This window comes from Myxococcus guangdongensis, from assembly GCF_024198255.1.
GTDB classification, from domain to species: domain Bacteria; phylum Myxococcota; class Myxococcia; order Myxococcales; family Myxococcaceae; genus Myxococcus; species Myxococcus guangdongensis.
Map to the genome: position 1 here is coordinate 246,868 of NZ_JAJVKW010000004.1, position 19,113 is coordinate 265,980.

20 protein-coding genes are annotated in these 19,113 nt (G+C 70.4%); 14 read left to right on the top strand and 6 right to left on the bottom strand.

Annotated elements, in window-relative coordinates:
* Window positions 1-392 precede the first annotated feature (392 nt).
* The 5 genes from exoL to exoP all read left to right on the top strand — a co-directional run bounded on the left by exoL (window position 393) and on the right by exoP (window position 5,962).
* Window positions 393-1,493, top strand: a complete 1,101-nt coding sequence (gene exoL, locus LXT21_RS14345) for a spore coat polysaccharide deacetylase ExoL (protein WP_323394564.1) — start codon at window positions 393-395, stop codon at window positions 1,491-1,493.
* Window positions 1,490-3,010 (top strand): spore coat polysaccharide flippase ExoM, encoded by a 1,521-nt coding sequence (gene exoM, locus LXT21_RS14350; RefSeq protein WP_254038707.1) that lies wholly within the window; start codon window positions 1,490-1,492, stop codon window positions 3,008-3,010. Before exoL ends, exoM begins: the two co-directional genes overlap by 4 nt.
* A gap of 94 nt (window positions 3,011-3,104) precedes the next feature.
* Window positions 3,105-3,623, top strand: coding sequence for a serine O-acetyltransferase (locus tag LXT21_RS14355; RefSeq protein ID WP_046714337.1), 519 nt, complete (start codon window positions 3,105-3,107; stop codon window positions 3,621-3,623).
* Window positions 3,624-3,631: 8 nt separating this feature from the next.
* The gene (locus tag LXT21_RS14360) at window positions 3,632-4,696 is read left to right on the top strand and encodes a glycosyltransferase family 4 protein (RefSeq protein WP_254038708.1); all 1,065 of its coding nucleotides are present in this window, start codon (window positions 3,632-3,634) and stop codon (window positions 4,694-4,696) included.
* 63 nt (window positions 4,697-4,759) lie between these two features.
* On the top strand, window positions 4,760-5,962 hold the full coding sequence (gene exoP, locus LXT21_RS14365) for a spore coat polysaccharide biosynthesis glycosyltransferase ExoP (RefSeq protein WP_254038709.1): 1,203 nt from the start codon (window positions 4,760-4,762) through the stop codon (window positions 5,960-5,962).
* A gap of 54 nt (window positions 5,963-6,016) precedes the next feature.
* Here the strand turns inward: exoP and LXT21_RS14370 are convergent, their stop codons facing one another.
* The 6 genes from LXT21_RS14370 to thiS form a co-directional block, all read right to left on the bottom strand.
* Window positions 6,017-7,189, bottom strand: a complete 1,173-nt coding sequence (locus LXT21_RS14370; protein ID WP_254038710.1) for a DUF4350 domain-containing protein — start codon at window positions 7,187-7,189, stop codon at window positions 6,017-6,019.
* 145 nt (window positions 7,190-7,334) lie between these two features.
* Window positions 7,335-8,240: a DUF4129 domain-containing protein gene (locus tag LXT21_RS14375; RefSeq protein WP_323394478.1), complete on the bottom strand. Its 906-nt coding sequence runs from the start codon at window positions 8,238-8,240 to the stop codon at window positions 7,335-7,337.
* Between the two features lie 12 nt (window positions 8,241-8,252).
* Window positions 8,253-9,287, bottom strand: coding sequence for a hypothetical protein (locus tag LXT21_RS14380; RefSeq protein WP_254038711.1), 1,035 nt, complete (start codon window positions 9,285-9,287; stop codon window positions 8,253-8,255).
* Entirely contained in the window at window positions 9,284-9,919 is a 636-nt protein-coding gene (locus LXT21_RS14385) for a thiamine phosphate synthase (protein ID WP_254038712.1), read from the bottom strand. The genes LXT21_RS14380 and LXT21_RS14385 overlap by 4 nt, the downstream gene beginning before the upstream one ends.
* Window positions 9,920-9,946: 27 nt before the next feature.
* A complete protein-coding gene (locus LXT21_RS14390; protein ID WP_254038713.1) occupies window positions 9,947-10,729 on the bottom strand; it encodes a thiazole synthase in 783 nt (260 codons plus the stop codon).
* Between the two features lie 13 nt (window positions 10,730-10,742).
* The gene (thiS, locus tag LXT21_RS14395; protein WP_254038714.1) at window positions 10,743-10,943 is read right to left on the bottom strand and encodes a sulfur carrier protein ThiS; all 201 of its coding nucleotides are present in this window, start codon (window positions 10,941-10,943) and stop codon (window positions 10,743-10,745) included.
* 119 nt (window positions 10,944-11,062) lie between these two features.
* Between thiS and LXT21_RS14400 the strand changes: the two genes are divergently transcribed.
* The 9 genes from LXT21_RS14400 to LXT21_RS14440 all read left to right on the top strand — a co-directional run bounded on the left by LXT21_RS14400 (window position 11,063) and on the right by LXT21_RS14440 (window position 19,108).
* Window positions 11,063-11,452 carry a hypothetical protein gene (locus LXT21_RS14400; RefSeq protein WP_254038715.1) on the top strand — a complete coding sequence of 130 codons (390 nt, stop codon included), beginning with the start codon at window positions 11,063-11,065 and terminating at the stop codon, window positions 11,450-11,452.
* Between the two features lie 11 nt (window positions 11,453-11,463).
* On the top strand, window positions 11,464-11,994 hold the full coding sequence (locus tag LXT21_RS14405; RefSeq protein WP_254038716.1) for a hypothetical protein: 531 nt from the start codon (window positions 11,464-11,466) through the stop codon (window positions 11,992-11,994).
* Between the two features lie 54 nt (window positions 11,995-12,048).
* Window positions 12,049-12,627 carry a hypothetical protein gene (locus LXT21_RS14410; RefSeq protein WP_254038717.1) on the top strand — a complete coding sequence of 193 codons (579 nt, stop codon included), beginning with the start codon at window positions 12,049-12,051 and terminating at the stop codon, window positions 12,625-12,627.
* Window positions 12,628-12,893: 266 nt separating this feature from the next.
* A complete protein-coding gene (locus LXT21_RS14415) occupies window positions 12,894-13,472 on the top strand; it encodes a hypothetical protein (protein WP_254038718.1) in 579 nt (192 codons plus the stop codon).
* Window positions 13,473-13,679: 207 nt separating this feature from the next.
* Window positions 13,680-14,813 (top strand): serine/threonine-protein kinase, encoded by a 1,134-nt coding sequence (locus tag LXT21_RS14420; protein WP_254038719.1) that lies wholly within the window; start codon window positions 13,680-13,682, stop codon window positions 14,811-14,813.
* A gap of 61 nt (window positions 14,814-14,874) precedes the next feature.
* Window positions 14,875-15,879, top strand: coding sequence for a dipeptidase (locus LXT21_RS14425; protein WP_254038720.1), 1,005 nt, complete (start codon window positions 14,875-14,877; stop codon window positions 15,877-15,879).
* Window positions 15,880-15,915: 36 nt separating this feature from the next.
* Window positions 15,916-16,299 (top strand): hypothetical protein, encoded by a 384-nt coding sequence (locus LXT21_RS14430; RefSeq protein WP_254038721.1) that lies wholly within the window; start codon window positions 15,916-15,918, stop codon window positions 16,297-16,299.
* A gap of 173 nt (window positions 16,300-16,472) precedes the next feature.
* Complete coding sequence (locus LXT21_RS14435; protein WP_254038722.1) at window positions 16,473-17,936, top strand: hypothetical protein; 1,464 nt, start codon at window positions 16,473-16,475, stop codon at window positions 17,934-17,936.
* Window positions 17,933-19,108, top strand: coding sequence for an ARPP-2 domain-containing protein (locus tag LXT21_RS14440; RefSeq protein WP_254038723.1), 1,176 nt, complete (start codon window positions 17,933-17,935; stop codon window positions 19,106-19,108). The genes LXT21_RS14435 and LXT21_RS14440 overlap by 4 nt, the downstream gene beginning before the upstream one ends.
* Window positions 19,109-19,113 lie beyond the last annotated feature (5 nt).

Below are 19,113 nucleotides of genomic sequence, written 5' to 3' on the forward strand. Positions count from 1 at the left end.
CGGTTCGTATCCGGAATCGCAACTGTCATCCAGTGAAACCCGGGCGGCTGGCCGGCCAGGGGTGGGGCGACCCTGAAGACAGGAAAGTTTTTCCAACGGGTGGGGCACGGTGTGCCCGCGTGGTCCGCCATCTTTCCCTGCGGCGTCGTGTCCAACCGTCGTCATCCCTCTCGTCCCGTCGGGCCTCCCCCCGAACGCGGACGTCGGGCGCCTGAATCGGCTATGGCATCCCCCCTGCAAAGGCTCCCGCGCGAGTTGGAAGTTCCCTGAGGGGAACGTGGGCCAGGGGTTCCTTTTCCGCGGAGGGCGTGATGGCAACGGCGAGGGTCTTGCGGAGGGCGGTCAAGGCGGCGGCCGCTGGCGTGCTGCACTACAGCGGCATGCGTCGGGCGATGGCGGCCTATCGGAGGGTGCAGTCGGGTGGCAGGCGCATCCTCATCGTGAGTTATCACCGCGTGGTGAGCGACTTCACCGGGGAGCTTCAGCGCTCCATCCCGGGGTTGCTCATCAGCCAGGAGACGTTCCGACGTCATCTCGAGGAGGCCTCCGCGGCCGGCTTCGAGCTGGCGTCGATTGGCGACGCGGTGGATGTGATGTCGGGCAAGAGGGTGGCGAAGAAGGACCTGTGCGTCATCACCTTCGACGACGGGTACCGGGACGTGTACCGGTACGCGTACCCCATCCTGAAGCAGATGGGGGTGCCGGCCATCACCTATCTGCCAACAGCGTTCATCGGCACGAAGCGGCGGTTCAATCACGACCGCCTCTTCCACCTGCTGAGGCGCGCGCAGGAGCGGCACTACCACCCGGTGTACGCGGCGCTGCCGGAGGCGTCGATGGAGCTGCTCGGCCCCATCCTCTCCGGACAGAAGACGGTGTCCGCGGCGCTGGATGACTTCATCGGGGAGCACCCCACGCGGGTGCTGACGGCCATCATCGACGCGCTGGAGCAGCAGCTCGGCGGTGGGCAGGACCTGGTGCCCGAGCAGGGCGACGTCATGAACTGGGACGAGGTGCGCCGCATGGCGCGCGACGGGTTCGAGTTCGGCGCGCACACGCTGGGGCACACGGTGTTGACGCTGGAGCCCCAGGCCGTGGTGGAGCAGGAGATCCTGGAGTCCAAGCGGACCATCGAGGCGGAGGTGGGCATCCAGGTGCGCGACTTCGCGTACTGCAACGGGTGGTACTCGGACGAGGTCATCCGCGTGCTCGCCTCGAATGGCTTCCGCTCGGGCGTGACGACGGAGGACCTGCCCAACCGCATCGGCGGGGACCCCTTCACCCTCAAGCGCAAGGTGCTGTGGGAGAACTTCAGCCTGGGGATGCTCGGGGACTACTCGTCGCCGCTCACCGGCTGCCAGTTGGATGACTGCTTCGGGTTGCTCGGCGTGAGCCGCCCGGTGCCGGGGCGCAGGACCCACTCCTTCCGCGGCAGCCTGTTGGGCAACGTGCTGGCGACGCCCGACGGAGTGTCCCTGGAGGAGGCTCCGTGAGCGGAGCCGCGTCACCGGCGGCGGCGGGGGGCTCGTTCCTCGGCCGCGCCGGTCCCCTGGTGTTGGCCCGGTTGTTCACCGCCGGGCTGACGCTGTCCATTCCGCTCGTGCTCGCCCGGGTGCTGCACCTGGACGAGTACGGGACGTACTACCAGCTGTTCCTCATCGCCACGACGCTCTACTACGTGCTGCCGTTCGGCGTGGTGCAGAGCCTCTACTACTTCCTGCCGCGCACCGGTGAGAAGCGGCCGTACCTGGGGCAGACGCTGCTGTTCATGTCGGGCGCGGGCCTGGTGGGCGGGCTGCTCGTCCAGCTGTTGATGGGCCCGGTGGCGGGGTGGTTCTCCAATCCCCAGCTGCTCGAGTACCGGTGGGAGCTGGCGGCCTACACCGCGTTCCTGTTGGGCAGCTTCCCGCTGGAGGTGTCGCTCACGGCGCAGGGGCGCACCAAGGCCTCGGCCGTGGTGTACCTGGTGTCGGACGCCGTGCGGGCCTCGGTGATGGTGCTGCCGCCGCTGCTCGGCTTCTCGTTGCACGGGCTGATGGTGGCGGTGTGTGGCTTCACGGCGCTGCGCTTCGTGGCGACGTGGGTCGTCTGTCTGCGCGGCGTCAGCGGTCCCCTGGTGAGCGGGCCGCTCTTGCGCGCGCAGCTTGCGTACGCGGCGCCGTTCGGCGCGGCGATGTTCCTGGCGATTCCCCAGCAGAACGCGCACCTGTACATGGTGGCGGGCGCGGTGGCGCCGGCGATGTACGCGCTGTACCGCGTGGGCTGCTTCCAGTTGCCCGTGGTGGACCTGCTCTACACGCCCACCAGCGAGGTGCTGATGGTGCGCCTGGGGGAGCTGGAGCGGGAAGGGCGTCTGGAAGAGGGCGTGGACGCGTTCCGCGAGGCGGCTGGGAAACTGGCGTATGTGTTCCTGCCCTTCGCGGCGTTCCTCTTCGCCGCGGCGCCGGAGTTCATCGGCGCGCTGTTCGGCGAGAAGTTCCTGCCGGCCGTCCCCGTGTTCCGCATCAGCGTGCTCGGGGTGGTGCTGTCCATCCTGCCCATGGACGGGACGCTCCGGGCGCGCGGGCTGACGCGGGCCATCTTCGTCTCATACGCGGTGAAGGCGGCGGTGACGGTGCCGCTGGTGTACTTCGGCGTGAAGCACCTGGGGATGATGGGCGGCATCGGCTCGTGGGCGGTGGCGGAGGTGGTGGGCAAGGTGCTGCTGCTCACCCGGATTCCGGCGGCGCTGTCCACGCCCCGACGCTCCTTGCGTCTGGTGGACGTCATCCCGTGGCGGGAGCTGGGGCGCGCGTCGCTGGCGGCGGGGGCGGCGGGCCTGGGCGTCTTCGTGCTCCGCGCGGCGGCGCAGGGGGCCTGGGGGCACCTGCCCGAGGGCTTCTTCTGGCGCGTGCTGCCGCTGGCGTTGGCCGGGGTGCTGTTCTCGGTGGGCTACGTGGTGATGCTGTACGTCGCGGGCGTGCGGCCGCTGGCGGTGCTCGCGGGGCTGCGTCCCCGGAGGACGGCCTGAGGAAAAGTCGGGATGCGCCTGGGGCCTACTTCCCTCTCGGGGGGGCGGTACCTAGGTTGCTCCCCGTCGCGAGGGTTGGGTCAGGGAGGCGTGGATGGGTGTCGATGCGATGACGTTGTACCGGATGGCTCGCGGTCTGCGGCTGAAGAAGGTGCCGCTGTTGCCCGCGCTCTTGCGCAAGGCCATCTACTACCTGCACAGCTCCTACGTCCCGGACGAGGCCGACATCGGCGAGGGGACGCAGCTGGGCTACGGCGGAATCGGCGTCGTCATCCACAAGGCGGCGAAGATTGGCCGCCACTGCCTCATCTCGCAGCAGGTGACGATTGGTGGACGCTCGGGCATCGAGGGCGCGCCCATCATCGGTGACTACGTGCGGGTGGGCGCGGGCGCCAAGATTCTCGGCAACATCCACATCGGTGACTTCGCCGTCATCGGCGCCAACGCCGTGGTGCTCAAGGACGTGGCGCCGGGCTCGGTGGTGGCGGGCATCCCCGCACGGGTCATCCGGCAGGACCCGGACCCGCTGACCACGTACCAGCGGGAGATGGGGCTCTTGCCGCGTCGCTCGCCGCTGTCCGCGGTGCCTCCTTCGGCGTCGGTGCCGAGCTAGGGCCTGCCATGCGCGTGCTCCTCGTGGGAGACCATCCGCCTCCGTTCGGGGGCGTGGCGATTCACGTTCAACAACTTCATCGGTTCCTGCGCAGCCGTGGGGTCGAAGCGAAGGTGCTGGACATCGGGAAGGGCGGCCGGCCGGTTCCGGACGTGCTCCCGGTGCGAAGCCCGGCTCACTTCGGCCTCAGGCTGACCGGGTTTCTCGCCTCGGGGTGGACGGTGCATGTCCACACCAGCGGGAACAACCCCAAGGCGTGGCTGCTCGCGGCCCTGGTGGCCGGAGTGCCCGCGGGTCGGGCGCCCCGCTTCATCACGCTGCACTCGGGGCTCCTGCCGGACTACCTGGCGGCCTCCGGGGCGCGGCGCGCGTTCGCCCGGGTGGCGCTCGCGGGCTACACGCGCATCATCGCTGTCTCGCTCGCGGTGCGTGATGCGCTGCTGTCGTGCGGCGTGCCCGCGGAGAAGATCCTGGTGCAGCCGGCCTTCTGTGCCTCGCAGGTGCAGGCGGGCGAGGTGCCCGTGAAGGTGGAGGCCGCGCGGGCCCGGCGGCGTCCGTTGTTGACGATGGCGCACCACCCCTCGCCCGTCTACGGGCGCAAGGTGGCCTTCCGGGCGCTGCGCAAGTTGATGGAGTCACATCCCGACGTGGGGCTGGCGCTGTTCGGCCCCGGGACGGACTCCGAGGAGTTCATCCGCGACGCGCGCGAGCTGGGCGTGGCGGGGCAGCTCGAGGCGCTGGGCGAGTTGGACCACCCGGCGGCGCTGGGGCTCATCGCGCGCAGCGATGTCTTCCTGCGGCCCACGACGCACGACGGGGACTCCATCTCCGTGCGCGAGTCGCTGGCCCTGGGCGTGCCCTGTGTGGCGAGCGATGTCTGCGCGCGGCCGGAGGGGACGCGGTTGTTCCGGGCGGGGGACGCGGCGTCGCTTTCGACGCGCATCGCCGAGGCGGTGGCGGCGGGGCCCGCGAAGGTGGCTTCGCCCGACGTGGGGCCGGTGTTGCTGGAGTTGTACGAGGCGCTGTCGTCGCCTCGTCGGTCCGCGCCCGTGCAGGCGGCGCCCGCGGCATGAGCGGTTCTTCACACGAGATTCGCGGGGCTCCCGCGAGGAATTCCGACACAGGGGAGATGAGAGATGCGGCGCAGTGATGACCTGGACTTGACGCGCCGGGCGCTCCGAGGGCGCGACCTGGTGGTGTTCTCCAACGACTGGGACGGCGATCCGCTGTCCAAGGTCCACATCATGCGGATCCTCTCCAAGGACAACCGCATCCTCTGGGTGAACAGCATCGGCAACCGCGCGCCGAAGGCGAACGCGCACGACGTGAAGCGCATCTTCTCCAAGCTGGAGCGCTTCACGCAGGGCCTGCGGGAGGTGGAGCCCAACCTCCACGTCCTGTCGCCGCTGGCGATTCCGTTCTACGGCTCGGAGATGGTGCGCGGGGCGAACCGGGAGCTGCTCCGGATGCAGGTGCGCCGGGCGATGAAGCAGCTGAACTTCCAGCGGCCCATCTCCTGGAGCTTCCTGCCCGCGTCGGCGCCCGTGTCGGGCACGCTGGGCGAGGAGTTCGTCGTCTACCACTGCGTGGACGAGTTCTCCGCCTTCAGCGACACCAACGGCCGGCACATCGCGGAGCTCGAGGACCGGCTCCTGCGGCGGGCGGACCTGTGCATCACCTCCGCGGAGCGCCTCCGGGACAACAAGTCCCGCGTCAATCCGCGCACGGTGCTGGTGCGTCACGGCACGGACTTCCGTCACTTCGTGAAGGCGTGTGATCCGGCGACGGTCATCCCCGCGGACATCGCGAACCTGCCCAAGCCGGTCATCGGCTTCTTCGGGCTGGTGGCGGACTGGGTGGACCAGGACGCCATCATCGCCACGGCGCGCGCGCATCCCGAGGGCTCGGTGGTCATCATCGGCAAGACGACGCCGGACTGTGATGACTCCAAGCTGCGGGCCGAGCCGAACATCCACATGCTCGGCCGCAAGGCGTACGCGGACCTGCCGGGGTACAGCCGCGCGTTCGACGTGGCGCTGATGCCGTTCAAGATCAGCGAGCTGACGCTGAACGCCAACCCGCTCAAGGTGCGCGAGTACCTGGCCTCGGGGCTGCCGGTGGTGTCCACGGACCTGCCGGAGGTCCGCAAGGTGGGCCTGTGCAAGATCGCCAAGGGCACCGAGGACTTCGTGGCCAAGGTGGACGAGTGCCTCGCGGAGGGCCCGGGCCCCAGCCGTGAGCGCGCGGAGAAGATCTTCAACGAGAGCTGGGACGCGCGCGTGGATGAGATTCGTCACCACGTGGGCACGGCGATGGTGGCCGCGGGCAAGTCGCTCTGAGCGTCAGGCACTCGGGGCGCGGAGGCTTCGCGCCCCCTGTGTGCACGTGAGGACTCAGGAACGGTGGCCCGCCACGGTGCGCTCCAGGTGCGCATAGAGGCGGGCCACGCGCGCGTAGTCCGCAGGCTTGACGGTGGCTTGTCCGAGCAGCCGGGTGAGCTCCGCCTTCGCGTCCAGGTAGTGCGACGCGGGGATGCCGCCGTCCTGTTCGAGGAGTCGCGCGGCCTCCGCGTCGGTGAGGGCAGGGGAGATGCCCAGGCGCTCCTGCAATTGCTGACGCAGGGATGAGTCCAGCTCGGGGAGCAGGGACTTCTCCACCTTCGCGCGTCGCATGAGCCAGCCCATGCTGCGCACGTACTCCAGCGCGGAGCGGTGTTTCTCCTCCCGATGGGGCCTTGGCGCGCCGAAGCGCGTGCCGCGTGAGAACGCGTAGAGGCCACTGACGACCAGGACCTGCGCGACGAAGACCCAGATGCCGCGCGAGAGTGGAGGTGGAGGCGCGAGCTGGTGGTGGAACTCGTCGATGACGAGGGGGCCACGGGCCGCGAGCGCGCTCCAGAAGCGCGCGTTGTCGAGCAGCTCGATGCGGCGGTTCTCCAGGAGGTCCGCGCCGGCGAGGACGTAGACTTCGCCCTGTCCGAGCGCGCGCCGCCACACCGCCACCGCGCCACCGAGCCCCGCGAGCGGAATCGCGTCCGGGTGCTCCATGAGGATGCCGCGGTCCTGGGAGACGCGCAGCGTGCTGAGTCCACGAAGAGGGCCCGCGCCCAGCCACACGTCCACCGTGGTTCCACCCGCGTCCGCGAGGTCCGTGGAGAGTCCCCGCTCACTCGCGGGCAGCAGGGGACCGGACTCCAGACGCAGCCACTTCTCGAGCGCGGCCTGGTGCATGCCCAGCTCGCGCGTCGACAGGTACACGAGGGTGCCGCCCTGCTCGACGAAGCGCTCGACCTTGCGCACCTCTTCGTCCGTCACCGGGCTGCCGACGGGCGAGGCCATCACGAGCGTCCGGGTGTCCGCGGCGAGTGACTCCAGCGAAGTGAGCTGGGGGCTGACGGCGCGTCCGCCTTCACGGAGGAACAGGTAGAGCGCGCGGGCGCCTTGAGGCCCGGTGTTCTCCACGGAGGGAACGGGCGAGTCGGGAGCATCCGCGCGCGTCGTCAGTCCCATCGCCAGCGCGAGCGCGATGAGGACACCGAAGACGATGAGGGTCCGTGTGTTCTTCACGGCGTGGCCTCCGATGGGGGAGGCACGTTGCCCGCGATGGAAAGGACTGCTTGCCATCCGGAGGCGCCGCGCGGACGACCGCTCCGCGTTGGACGCAACAGACTCCCGAGTGCAGGGGAGGGGAGGTCGCGTGTCGTCGCCCAGCTCATGCCGCGGCCTCCGCGCCGAGCGTGCCGAGGAGTCGCTCCACCGCCTCGAGGAAGCGCGCGGCCTCGTCCACGGAGACGGGGGCCAGGGAGTAGAAGGCGTGGTCGTACCACTCCACCAGACGCTCCACCTCCCGGGTGACGGAGGCGGGAGCCCCTCGCGACGGAAGCTCCGAGGCCAGCTCCCGGTTCGTCTTCACGCGGTCGGGACGCGCCAGCCGTCGCTCCTCCAGCGCGGACAGCATTCCCAACAAGGCCTCGCGAATCGCTTCGCGTCCGTCGGTCGTCAGTGCCGCGCGCGCGCGTCGCAGATGCTCCGGTGGCGCGTCCAGCACGAGCGGCGCCGCGGACCCGGTGAGGTCCTGCGCTCGCCCCGGAGCGCGTCCCCGACGCATGGCGCGGACCTTCAACACGCCCCACAGCACGAGCGCCATCGCCAATCCCAGCATCACCGTGCGAGTCGCCACCGCGAAGCCCTGCGCCTCGCGCGACTCGAACAGGCCCTCCAACCACGCCTCCAGCTTGCGCAGCCACTGCTTCACCAAATCGCCGTGCCGCTGCCTCGCGCGAGCGAACTCCGGTCGATCCAACACGGCCTTCAATCGCTGCTGCTCGCTCTCGGGCAACTCCGTCAGCGCTTCTCCAGAGCGGGCCTCCTGCTCACGAAGGGCGCACGCACGCTCGAGGAACGCCGTCACCTGCTCGACGCGCTGAGCCTCCGTCGCGTCTTCGGGAGCGGGAGGCAGCGGGATGCCCCCGAGCTCCCGCTCCAATCGCTCCAGTGACGCGGAGACCTCGGAAGGGCCCGCGCGCAACGCCTCCTGGAGCGAGCGCACCGTGTCCACCCGCTCCTCGCAAGGAAGCGCGGTCAACAGGAGCATCAAGGGCAGCAGGGGCACGGACACGGGCGCGCGGGGTCAGGCGGCGAGCGGCGACGTCGGCGAGGTGCCGCCGCCCAGTCGCTGCTCCAGGTCCAGGGCTTCCCGCCGCACGCGCAGGTCCAGGTAGAAGAACGCGCAGACGACGAAGTTGACGGGGGAGAAGAAGGACTGCGCCATGACCTGGAGGAGCTCGACGGGCACCAGCAGCCACTGGGGCGTGCGGGCGATGGTGTCCGCGGAGAACGGGTTGCCGTAGGGCAGCATCACCAGCCAGGAAGGGATGCCGAAGAGCAGGTGCACCGAGAACAGGATGAGGCTGACGACGGTGAACAGAATCATCCCTCGCACCACCACCCGCCCCAGGAAGCCCGGCTCCACGCGCCCCGACAGCAGCGTCCCCGAGCGCTGGAACGCGGCCCATGCGCCCAGGTCCTCCATCGCCAGCACGGGCGGAAGCAGCAGGAAGCGCAGGAAGTACCAGAGCATGGCACCCAGCATGCCCAGGCCCAGCACCAGCGCGCCCAGGATGAGGACCACCGCGCCCATCGCCTGTGAGCCCGTCGCGGACACGACTCCGCCCACGGCGAGCACGATGACGCCGGGGACACACGCCACCAGCGTCACCAGCAGCGACCAGCCCAGGGACAACACGAACGCCCCCGTCACCGGCCCCACCATGGAGAGGCTGCGGCGCAGGCTGTCCGCGGGGCTCACCGGCGTGCCGAGCTGCGTGGACACCACGAAGCGGGACGTGGCGACCATCGCCAGCCAGTAGCTCCAGATGAGGAACGAGAACATCCCGCCCCACAGCGCCATGGCGAGGGCGGACTGTCCCAGCATCTCGAACGGGTTCTGCTGGGCCAGCGCCTGCTGGTCGGGGGAGTACAGCATGGGCGTCAGCACCCGCGTGAGCTGGAGCACGCCCTTGGTCGCGATGTAGTTGACCAGCGAGTAGCCCAGGCTGAGCACGAAGAGGGGCTTGAGGTGGCCGCGCCAGAAGGTGACGGAGCGGTCGATGAGCTCCCCCAGGGCCAGGGGACGCAGCGCGGATGCGGAGGCAGGTGAAGTCACGGGACCGGCAGCATAGCCCGGGGAGGGCAGGCCGCGAGCAGCGTGCGCGCCGCGTGCGCCGGGTCCTCCGCCTCCAGCACCGCCGAGATGACGGCGAACCCGGCCGCGCCCTCCAGCGCCAGCGCGCGCTCGTGGGTGATGCCCCCGAGCGCGAGCGCCGGGCATGCGAGCCTGCCCGCCAGGGCACGAAACCCCTCGGGGCCGAGCGGCCGCCGCGCATCCCCGGGCTTGGAGCCGGGCGCATGGACGGGGCTCACCAGGGCCAGGTCGGCGCCGCGCGCCTCCAGGGCCTCGGCCTCGTCGTGGACGGCCACGCTGATGAGGCGTCCGGTGGGCAGGCGCGGGCGGACCTGCGAGGGCAGAAGCCCGTGGGCGGGCAGGTGCAGGTGGGCGTCCACGAGCAGGGCCACGTCCAGTCGCCCGTTGATGAACAGCGGATTGCCGCGGGCGTGGCAGAGCGCGGCGAGCACCCGCGCCTCCTCGAGGAAACCGCGCGAGGTGGCCTCCGGGTGGCGGTGCTGCACGGCGACGTCGGGGCCCGCTTCCAGCGCGCGGGACAGCGCCTCCAAGAGGCGCCCCCGAGCGAGGCGCCAGTCGGTGATGACGATGAGCCGGGGGAGGGGGGGCGCCACGGGAGCGTCCTGTCCGTCCGCGCGGGACTACTGGACGATGCCGTCGATGGGGCTGGACGCGGAGCCGTAGGCCTTCCGGGGGATGCGCCCGGCGAGGTACGCGTCGCGGCCGGCCTCCACGGCCTTCTTCATGGCCACGGCCATGCGCACCGGGTCCTGCGCGCCGGAGATGGCGGTGTTCATCAGCACGCCGTCCACGCCCAGCTCCATGGCGATGGCCGCGTCGGACGCGGTGCCCACGCCGGCGTCGACGATGACGGGCACCTTCACCGTCTCCAGGATGAGGCGGATGTTGTGCGGGTTGCGGATGCCCAGGCCGCTGCCGATGGGCGCGCCCAGCGGCATCACCGCCGCGCAGCCCGCGTCCTCCAGCTTGCGCGCGGTGATGGGGTCATCGCTGGTGTAGGGCAGCACGGTGAAGCCCTCCTTCACCAGGATGCGCGCCGCCTTCACCGTCTCCTCGACGTCCGGGTAGAGCGTCTTCTCGTCGCCGAGGACCTCCAGCTTCACCCACTTGCTCATGCCCAGCTCCTCGGCGAGCCGGCAGGTGCGCACCGCGTCGTCGGCCGTGTAGCAGAGGGCCGTGTTGGGCAACAGGCGCAGCCTCTGGCGGTCGATGAAGCTCATGAGCGACGCCTCGCCCGTGGCCTTCAGGTCGAGCCGGCGCACCGCCACCGTCACCATCTGCGTGCCGGAGGACTCGTGACACTGCTTCATGATGGCGTGACTGGGGTACTTGCCGGTCCCCAGGATGAGGCGGGAGGAGAACGTCACCCCCGCGATGGTGAAGGGCTTGTCCTGGATGCTCATGGTCATCTCCTCGCTACCCGCCGCCGACGAAGGTGACGATTTCCACACGGTCCCCCGGCTGGAGGCGGTGCTCGGGGTGGTGGGCGCGGCGCACCACCTCGGCGTTCACCTCCACGGCCACGCCCGGGCCGCCGACCCGAAGCGACTCCAACAGCGCCGAGAGGGTGGTTGCCTCCGGCACCTCGCGCGTTTCTCCGTTGACCCAGACCTGCACGGCGTCACGGCTCCTTGCGATGGGGACCCGGGCACGCACTACAGGGGCCCTCTTGTGCTGTCAACGCACACTCCGGCAGTACGTCCGCCAGCGTCATCGCTATACTCGGCGCCATGCTCATGGCTCCCAGCAGGCTTGTCTCCACCGCGCTCGTCGTCGCGCTCGGGCTGCCCGTCACCGCCGCCGCCGCGGACCCCGTCGCGACGCTGGATGCACCTGTCCGCGCGCCCCAGCCCCTGCTGCAGGGCCACCGGTACGCCTTCGTCGCGGGCGGCGTGCTGGCCGTGGGAGGCCTGGGCCTGGGCTTCTTCGCGCAGGGCGAGGCCAAGCGCGCGCAGAGCCTGTCGTCCGCCCGGGAGGCGAGGAGCACGTTGGACCGCGCCCGTTCGGCCTCCACCGCGGCCAACCTGATGTACGCCGCCGCGGGCGCCGCCGTGCTGTACGGGCTGGTGCTGGAGCTGCTCCCGGCCGAGGCCGCCGACACCGCCAGCCTCACCTACCACTTCTGACCGAGCCCCCCGTGGCCCTCCGCTCTCCTGTCCCCCTCCTGGCCTGCGGTGCCGTGCTGGTGGCCGTGGCCTGCTCCATCAACGTGGATGACCTGGCCGGGCGCGCCTGCTCGGACGACACCGAGTGTCCCTCCGCGTATGCCTGCACCGCCGTCGCCGCCGACGGCCAGCGCACGTGCGAGGTCGTCTATCCCCCGCACTACACCGATGCCGACGGCGGCACGGACGCGGGCCCCGTGCCCACGTACTGCAAGGACGTGGCGCCCATCCTCGCCGCCAGCTGCGTGAGCACCTGCCACGGCGCGGACACCAGCGGCAGTGGCCAGTCCTCGTTTCGCCTGGACTACTACGAGCCCACGGGCAACGGCGTGCCGGGCGCGCGCGCCAAGGCGCTGCGCATCCGGGTGCGCACGTCCGAGCTGAAGGACATGCCTCCCTCGGGGAGCAGCGTCACCCAGCCCACCGCCGAGGAGCGGGCCCTGGTGGCGCGCTGGGTGGCCGGTGGCGCTCCCTTCTGTGACAGCCCCGATGCCGGGCCCTGACGTCGCGGCCGTTCCCCCTCGCTTCCCTCGTCCCCGGTTTCTCCCGAGCCCAACATGAAGAAACTCCTCGCGGGCGCCACCGGCGCGGCCGCCCTCCTCGCGGCCTGCACCATCGACGTGGCGGACTTCACCGGCAAGACGTGTGAGACGGCCGGCGACTGTCCCGACACCCACGTCTGCGTCGCGGTGAGGCAGGGGCAGGGGCGCACGTGCGAGGTCCTCGGCCTGCCGTCGTCCGACGCGGGCCCTGTCGACGCGGGGCCGGTGCCCACGTACTGCAAGGACGTGGCGCCCATCCTCGCCGCCAGCTGCGTGAGCACCTGCCACGGCGCGGACACCAGCGGCAGCGGCCAGTCCTCGTTCCGTCTGGACTACTACGTGGCGCCGGATGGCGGCGCGGACGGCGGTGGACTGCCGGGCGCTTTCGCGAAGGCGGACAGAATCCGCGCGCGCACTTCGGTGTTCCAGGACATGCCGCCCTCGCCGACCACCGTCCCGTTGCCCACGGCGGAGGAGCGCGCGCTCGTCGCCCGTTGGGCGGAGGGCGGGGCCCCGTTCTGCGATGACGCCGACGCGGGCAGCGGCACGCCGGATGGTGGCGCTCCGGATGCCGGAGGCGACGCGGGACCGTAGTCCGACGGGCTTCGAGCACGCGGAGAAGCAGGGCACCTCTCACAGGGCAACCCGCTTCTCCCGTGTGGGCAGTGGCTGGGAATGTTCCCACGCAGAGCGGCCGGGCGAGCAAGGCCCGAGTGCACGCCTGGGGACCCCTGTGTCTTCACCCTCGCGTGCGCAAGCCCTGTGCAAGTGCGAGGGGAGCGCTCACTTTCTGTCCAACACCGGGGAACAATCACTCCGGACAGCCTACCGAAAGGGGCACGACGAATATGCGCAAGCTCATGATGGCGGTCGGTGCGGTGGCGGCGATGGCGATGGTGACCGGTTGCAGCAAGCGGGACAACGTGGCGGAGCAGCGCCAGGACGTCGCCGAGGCGCAGGGCGAGGCCCGCCAGGAGGTGGCGGAGATTCGTCAGGAGGAGCAGCAGGACATCGCGAACACCCAGCGCAACGCGCAGGAGGACATTGCCGAGTCCCAGCGTGAGGCGAACGAGGAAATCGCCAGCGCCCAGGAGGACGTCCGCGATGAGCAGGCGGACCTCGCCGAGGCGCGGCGTGATCGCAACGAGGAGCTGGCCCAGGGCGGCTCCGGCACGGCGGGGGCCATGGCGGCGGCCACCAACGTGTCCGGTCGCGTGCTCTCCACCAGCGGCAGCACGCTGACGGTGGTGGACACCTCCAACAACCGTCAGCTCAAGCTGAAGACGAACGACCAGAGCCGCATCCTCCAGAACAGCCAGGAGGTGAAGCTGGGTGACCTGAAGGAGGGCGACCAGGTCCGCGCGTCGTACGTCATGGACGGCAAGGACATGGTGGTCCGCGAGCTGAACGTCACGCAGAACGTGACGCCCACCAAGTAACGCGGGGCGCGGTCGGGCGGTCCGTTTCCTCACGGGCGGCCCAGGGACGGCTCCCACTTCGGTGGGGGCCGTTTCCTTTTTTCCCTGAATCCATTCTGAAGGGTCGGAAGTGCGTGTCGGACCTGGATGGTAGGGAGGACGCGTGGGGTTTCCTCACGCCTTCCCAACCCTGGGGAGGTCCTTCGCACACCAGGAGCCGTCCTTCGCATGGGTACCCACCACCCGGACCAGCCTTCCCTCAAACCCTTCATCCTCTTCTCCGCGGGCGCCACCTCCTACGAGTTGATCCGCTACCTGGGCTCGCGTGGCGCGGGGGAGTTGCTGCTCGCCCGCAGGCACTACGCGGACACGCCCGGCGACCTGGTGCTCATCAAGCGCCTGATGGACGCGGAGGACGAGCTCGGCCGGGCGCGGCTGCGCGAGGAGATCAAGCTGCTGATGCGGCTGTCGCATCCGTCCATCGCGCAGGTGTTCCTGGTGCGCGTGCACGACGGCTCGCCCCACCTCGTCATGGAGTACGTGGAAGGCCAGAGCCTGGAGACGCTGATGAGCTTCGCGGCACTGCGGCGCCGGCCCCTCTCGGAGACCTTCACCGCCTACGTGGGCGAGCAGCTGGCGGACGCGCTCCACCACGCGCACTCGCTGGAGGATGACCGGGGCAGGCCCCTGGGGCTCGTGCACCGGGACGTCAGCCCGCGCACGGTGCGGCTGGACGTGCGCGGCCACGTGAAGCTGGCGGACTTCGCGCTGGCGTGGGCGCGGCTGCCCGGGCGCGTGGCCACGGAGTCCCACGTCGTCCGCGGGGACCTGGCGTATGCGTCGCCGGAGGTGCTGCTGCGGCGGCCTCTGGATGGGCGCTCGGACCTGTTCTCCCTGGGCGTGGTGCTGCTGGAGCTCGCCACCGGGTTGCACCTGCTGGATTTGGAGCCAGTGGAGCGCGCGGCGCTCGCGGCCGGCCCGCACCCGGAAGCGGAGTCGCTCCAGGCGGAGTCTCCCAGCTGGCTGCCCCTGCCGTTGATGGCGGCGCGCGTGGCCTGCTTCGCTCCGGAGCACGTGGAGCATGCGACCCACTCTCTGGGCTCGCCCCTGCGCTCCATCCTGACGCGGCTGCTGCGGCGCGAACCGGAGGAGCGCTTCCAGACGGCGCTGGAGCTGCGGGACGCGCTGCGCGGGGTGCTGGCGGGGCGGGGGTACGCCTATGGTCCTGCGGAGGCCGCGCGAGAGGCCCTGCAGGTGCGCCAGGAGGCTCGCTCCCGAGGGCGCGCCGCGGACGTGCTCTCTCCGGAGGATGCGCTGCCCGGGCTGTCCTTCCCCCGTGGCGCCATCGCCACCGGGACATGAGGCCCCGCGCGGGTGGAAGGGTGCTTGTCTGGGGCCGTGGGATGGGCAGACTCAGGCACCTATGGGTGACGTGAACGAGCTCCACCGGCAATGGTGCATCGCGGACGGACACGCGGACTCCCTCATGTGGAACCGGGACTTGTGTGTCCGCTCCGACGAGGGGCACGTGGACTTCCCCCGCCTGAGGGAGGCGGGGGTGAAGCTGCAGTGCTTCACCATCGTCACCCGGGGCTTCCCCTTCATCGGCGGCTTCCCGGTGTTCGCCGCGTGGCGCGGCTGGCCTCGGGAGGCGCGCGCCAGCGAGTGGACGCGGGCGCTGTGGCAGCTCGAGCGCATGGGTGAGTTCTGCCAGCGCTCCGGGGACACGGTGCGCGTGGCCACCTCGCGTCAGGTGTTGGATGACAACCTGGCCCAGGGGCGGCTGTCCGCGGTGCTGGGCGTGGAGGGTGGGCACGCCATCGAGGGGAAGGTGGAGCGACTGGCGCAGCTGCACCGCCGGGGCGTGCGTTTCATGGGGCTCACGCACTTGTCGAACAACGACTTGGGAGGCTCCTCGTTCCCGATGATGGGCAACCGGGGGCTGACGACGCTGGGCCACGAGGTGATGGAGGAGATGGCCCGGCTGGGGCTGAGCGTGGACGTGGCGCACGCCTCCGAGCGCACCCTGGAGAGCCTGTTCGCCCATCCCTCGGTGCGCTACTTCTGTTCGCACACGGGCGTGCGCGCGGCGGGCGGAGGGTGGCGCAACCTGAGCGACGCCTCGCTGCGCTTCATCGCGGACCGGGGTGGGGTGGTGGGAATCATCTTCGCCCCGGTGTACCTGGGCGGGGACTCGGTGGATGACGTGGTTCGCCACGTTGAGCACGCGGTGGACGTCATGGGCGAGGAGGGCGTGGGCCTGGGCTCGGACTACGACGGCATGGTGCCGTTGCCCAAGGGCATGAAGGACGTCACGGACCTGCACCTGCTCACCACGGCACTGCTGCGCCGGCATCCGGAGTCCTGGGTGGAACGTGTGATGGGCGGAAACTTCCGGCGTTTCTTCCAGTCGACACTGGGTGGTTGACCGGGAGCGGGACGCTCGAAATATTGGGTTCAGCCCATGAACCGCTCCTTCCTCGCACTCGTGTCCGCTGTTGGCTCCCTCCTCCTCACTGCTTGCGGTGGCCCCGGTTCAGGGGACGACTGCGACGAGCCGGGGAGCTTCATCTGTCAGGAGTCCGTCCTGGCCCTGGAGTGTCGTTCTGGCAAGTGGCGGCAGTTGCCGTGTCGGGGCCCGTTGGGGTGCCGCGAGTCCGACGAGGCGGTGCGCTGTGACACCTCCGGCAATGGCCCGGGGGATGCGTGCGCGGCCAGCGCCGAGGGCCGCGGACTGTGCCGTCAGGACGGGAAGGCCATCCTGGAGTGCCGGGAGGGCATCCTGGTGGAGACGGCCTCGTGCGCCTCCTGCGTGGTGGAGGACACCGAGGTGACGTGCCAGCCGTGAGGCGTTGAAGGCGGTCGTCAGGAGTCCCCGAGGCGCGACGTGTGGTAGCCTCGGCGCGCCGCTCGCGGGACTCCGATGCGACTTCCGATTCAAGCCTTTGGAGCCTGACACGCTGGTCGTTTCACTCTTCCCCGAGCGGCGCTCCTCTCGTCTTCCTGGAGGCAGTGCGCGCGATGGCCTTGCCCGCCGAAGTCCGTATCGAACAGGTCGCCCGAGAGGACCTGGTGATGTTCGTCAACGCGTGTTTCTCCTGCACCGGCCAGCGGGAGTTCTACGGTGACGCGCGCGGACAGTCGGTCTCCATCGAGTTCCTGCACCAGTACATCCTGGGCAACTACCGGCGCCTCTACCGCCGCACGCTCGCGGCGGGCATCAACCACTTCAACCAGGCGCAGATCATCCTCAACCTGCTCGCCGCCGGCAGTCCGGTGGACCCGGCCGAGCGAGCGGAGGAGGGCGCCCTCATCGCCGCGGCGCTCCGTCGCCTGCCCACGCAGCGCGCCTTCCGGGTGTTGGAGTCGCTGCGCTCGCGGCACGTCAACAACCGCCGCAGCCGCGCCATCGTCCGGGAGTACCTGGCCGGACGCGCGAACCTCGCCTTCGACGCGGTGAAGTACCGCTCCAAGCTGCGCGCGGCGGTGGTGCACGGGCACGTGAAGCTGGAGGGCGAGTTCGGGCCGTTCCTCTTCAAGGGCTGGAAGAAGCGGGTCTTCACCCAGCCGCTGTTCGAGTCCTTCCGTCGGGCGCACTTCGCACAGGAGGCGCTCTACGAGTTGCCCTACACGGTGGCGGAGGGGCTGGCGCAGAAGCACGGCGTCCCGCGCGACGTGTTCCTCCAGCGCATCGAGCCACGCCTCACCCAGGCGGAGCGTCTGCGACTCCAGGAGTCCGCCGCGCGCGAGGGGGGCGTGGAGCCGGCGGTGGACCTGTCCCGCGCGCCGCTGACGAAGCTGGCGCTGTACGTGTTGTCCCTGAAGGCGGAGGCAAGGGCGTCGCGCCGCGAGGAGCTGCACACGGCGCTGGAGGGCTCGGCGGCGCGGGTATTGGCGCGCGCGAGCTCATCGTTGGGGAAGGTGGCGGCGGTGCTGGACCGGAGCTATTCGACGTCGGGCTCGCTGCAGAAGCGTCGGCGTCCGTTGGCCGTGGCGCTGGCGACGCACTACCTGCTGTCCTCCGCGGCGCGGGAGTACCGGGCGTTCTGGACGGGTGGGCCCGTGGAGGATGTGTTGACGGTGTCGGCGCGCGGGCAGACGGACCTGGCCACGCCGCTGCTGGACGCGCTGGAGTGGGGCGCGGAGCTGGTGGTCATCGTCTCGGATGGGTACGACAATGACCCGCCGGGCGCGGTGGCGGAGCTGACGCGGGTGTTCCGTGAGCGCCTGGACCGGAGCCGTCGCACCGCGCTGGTGCACGTCAATCCCGTCTTCGACGCGGAGGAGTACGCGCCGCGCTCGTTTGGCGGAGCGGTGGCCACGGTGGGCGTGCGAGACGCCGAGGACGTCCCGACGGTGCTCGGCTTCGCGCGCTTCGCGGAGGGCACGGCGTCGCTGGCGGAGCTGGAGCGGTACCTGTCCGGACGCGTGGATTCGTGGCTGAAGCCCCAGGTGCACGAAGGGGCGGACGAGGTGGAGGCATGAGCGACACGCGACTCATCCGGCGACTGGAGGCGCATGGGCTGCGCTTCGCGCCCGCGCAGGCGTGGAACCGCATGCGGTTGGTGCCCGTGCTCCGTGACGAGGTTCGGGACGACCTGCGCTTCGCGCGCCGCGAGTACTCGGAGTGGGCGGCGGTGGTGTCGCTGGAGGGCGAGCTCGAGGGCCGCGGCCTCAAGTACGTCTCCTACGTCCCGCACGGCATGGTGGTGACCTGGGGACAGCGCCAGTCGGATGCTGTCTACGGCACGCGGCTGAACGTGCGGGATGGCAAGAAGGTGATGGCCGGCCCCGCCCCGGTGCGCCTGCTGCATCGCATGGTGCATCGCGAGGACAAGAACCAGCTGCGCATGCTGCCCCTGCACCTGGCGATGGAGGGCTTCCTCGCGCAGCACTTCGGCGGGCCAGAGGTCGCCTGGTCGGAGTACTCGCGTGACGCGTTGACCTCCGGGCTCAATCCCCGCATGGAGTCCTCCGTCCCCGGGTGGCTCAGCTCGGTGTTGGACGGCGCGCTGCGCACCTTCGAGGTCCACGAGAAGCAGGTGGGCCTGCTGCTGTTCAACGCGGACGAGCTGCTGTCCGCCTTCGTCGTCTCGCATCCCGACGACTACCGCGTCCTGCACCGCACGCTGCTCGAGGACTTCTACGGCGAGCTGCTGCTCCAGTACGGCTATCTCCAGGAGGTCGTCGAGCTGTGGACGCCGATGGACGCGAAGCGGGTGTCGAGCCTCGGTGACTTGCGCGCGGAGGTGACGCGCATGCGCGAGGACTGGGGCGCCTTCCACGGCTTCATGGCCGGAGGACTCTTCGGCGTCGAGGTGTCGTCCCAGAAGGTCTACGAGGCCGGCCCGTACCTCCTGCAGCGCTTCCACACGAGCCTGGTGCCCTCGGAGGAGAACCACCTGGGCGAGGCCATCGTCGGCAAGGACGGCACGCTCCAATACCTGAAGACCTACCGCCTCTCCGCCGCCCAGACGCGTCGAGCCTACCTGCTGCAACAGCTCGCCCAATCACAGTGGAACCTGGACGCCGTCGCCGAGCACATGGGCTCCACCCGCCAGGAGCTCGTCACCCGCATCCAGAACGCGGGCTTCGGCTATCTCCTCAAGGCACATGTCCTCGAGGAGGCCCGGCGACTGGCGACCCGTGGGCGCTGAAGTTC

What these genes read in the sequence shown, in the direction of transcription:
- LXT21_RS14440 (WP_254038723.1), top strand. Translation starts at nt 17,933, where the DNA reads ATGAGCGACACGCGACTCATCCGGCGACTGGAGGCGCATGGGCTGCGC.
- LXT21_RS14425 (WP_254038720.1), top strand. Translation starts at nt 14,875, where the DNA reads ATGGGTGACGTGAACGAGCTCCACCGGCAATGGTGCATCGCGGACGGA.
- LXT21_RS14400 (WP_254038715.1), top strand. Translation starts at nt 11,063, where the DNA reads ATGGCTCCCAGCAGGCTTGTCTCCACCGCGCTCGTCGTCGCGCTCGGG.
- LXT21_RS14415 (WP_254038718.1), top strand. Translation starts at nt 12,894, where the DNA reads ATGATGGCGGTCGGTGCGGTGGCGGCGATGGCGATGGTGACCGGTTGC.
- LXT21_RS14355 (WP_046714337.1), top strand. Translation starts at nt 3,105, where the DNA reads ATGGGTGTCGATGCGATGACGTTGTACCGGATGGCTCGCGGTCTGCGG.
- LXT21_RS14420 (WP_254038719.1), top strand. Translation starts at nt 13,680, where the DNA reads ATGGGTACCCACCACCCGGACCAGCCTTCCCTCAAACCCTTCATCCTC.
- LXT21_RS14360 (WP_254038708.1), top strand. Translation starts at nt 3,632, where the DNA reads ATGCGCGTGCTCCTCGTGGGAGACCATCCGCCTCCGTTCGGGGGCGTG.
- exoL (WP_323394564.1), top strand. Translation starts at nt 393, where the DNA reads ATGGCGGCCTATCGGAGGGTGCAGTCGGGTGGCAGGCGCATCCTCATC.
- LXT21_RS14410 (WP_254038717.1), top strand. Translation starts at nt 12,049, where the DNA reads ATGAAGAAACTCCTCGCGGGCGCCACCGGCGCGGCCGCCCTCCTCGCG.
- LXT21_RS14430 (WP_254038721.1), top strand. Translation starts at nt 15,916, where the DNA reads ATGAACCGCTCCTTCCTCGCACTCGTGTCCGCTGTTGGCTCCCTCCTC.
- LXT21_RS14435 (WP_254038722.1), top strand. Translation starts at nt 16,473, where the DNA reads ATGGCCTTGCCCGCCGAAGTCCGTATCGAACAGGTCGCCCGAGAGGAC.
- exoP (WP_254038709.1), top strand. Translation starts at nt 4,760, where the DNA reads ATGCGGCGCAGTGATGACCTGGACTTGACGCGCCGGGCGCTCCGAGGG.
- LXT21_RS14390 (WP_254038713.1), bottom strand. Translation starts at nt 10,729, where the DNA reads ATGAGCATCCAGGACAAGCCCTTCACCATCGCGGGGGTGACGTTCTCC.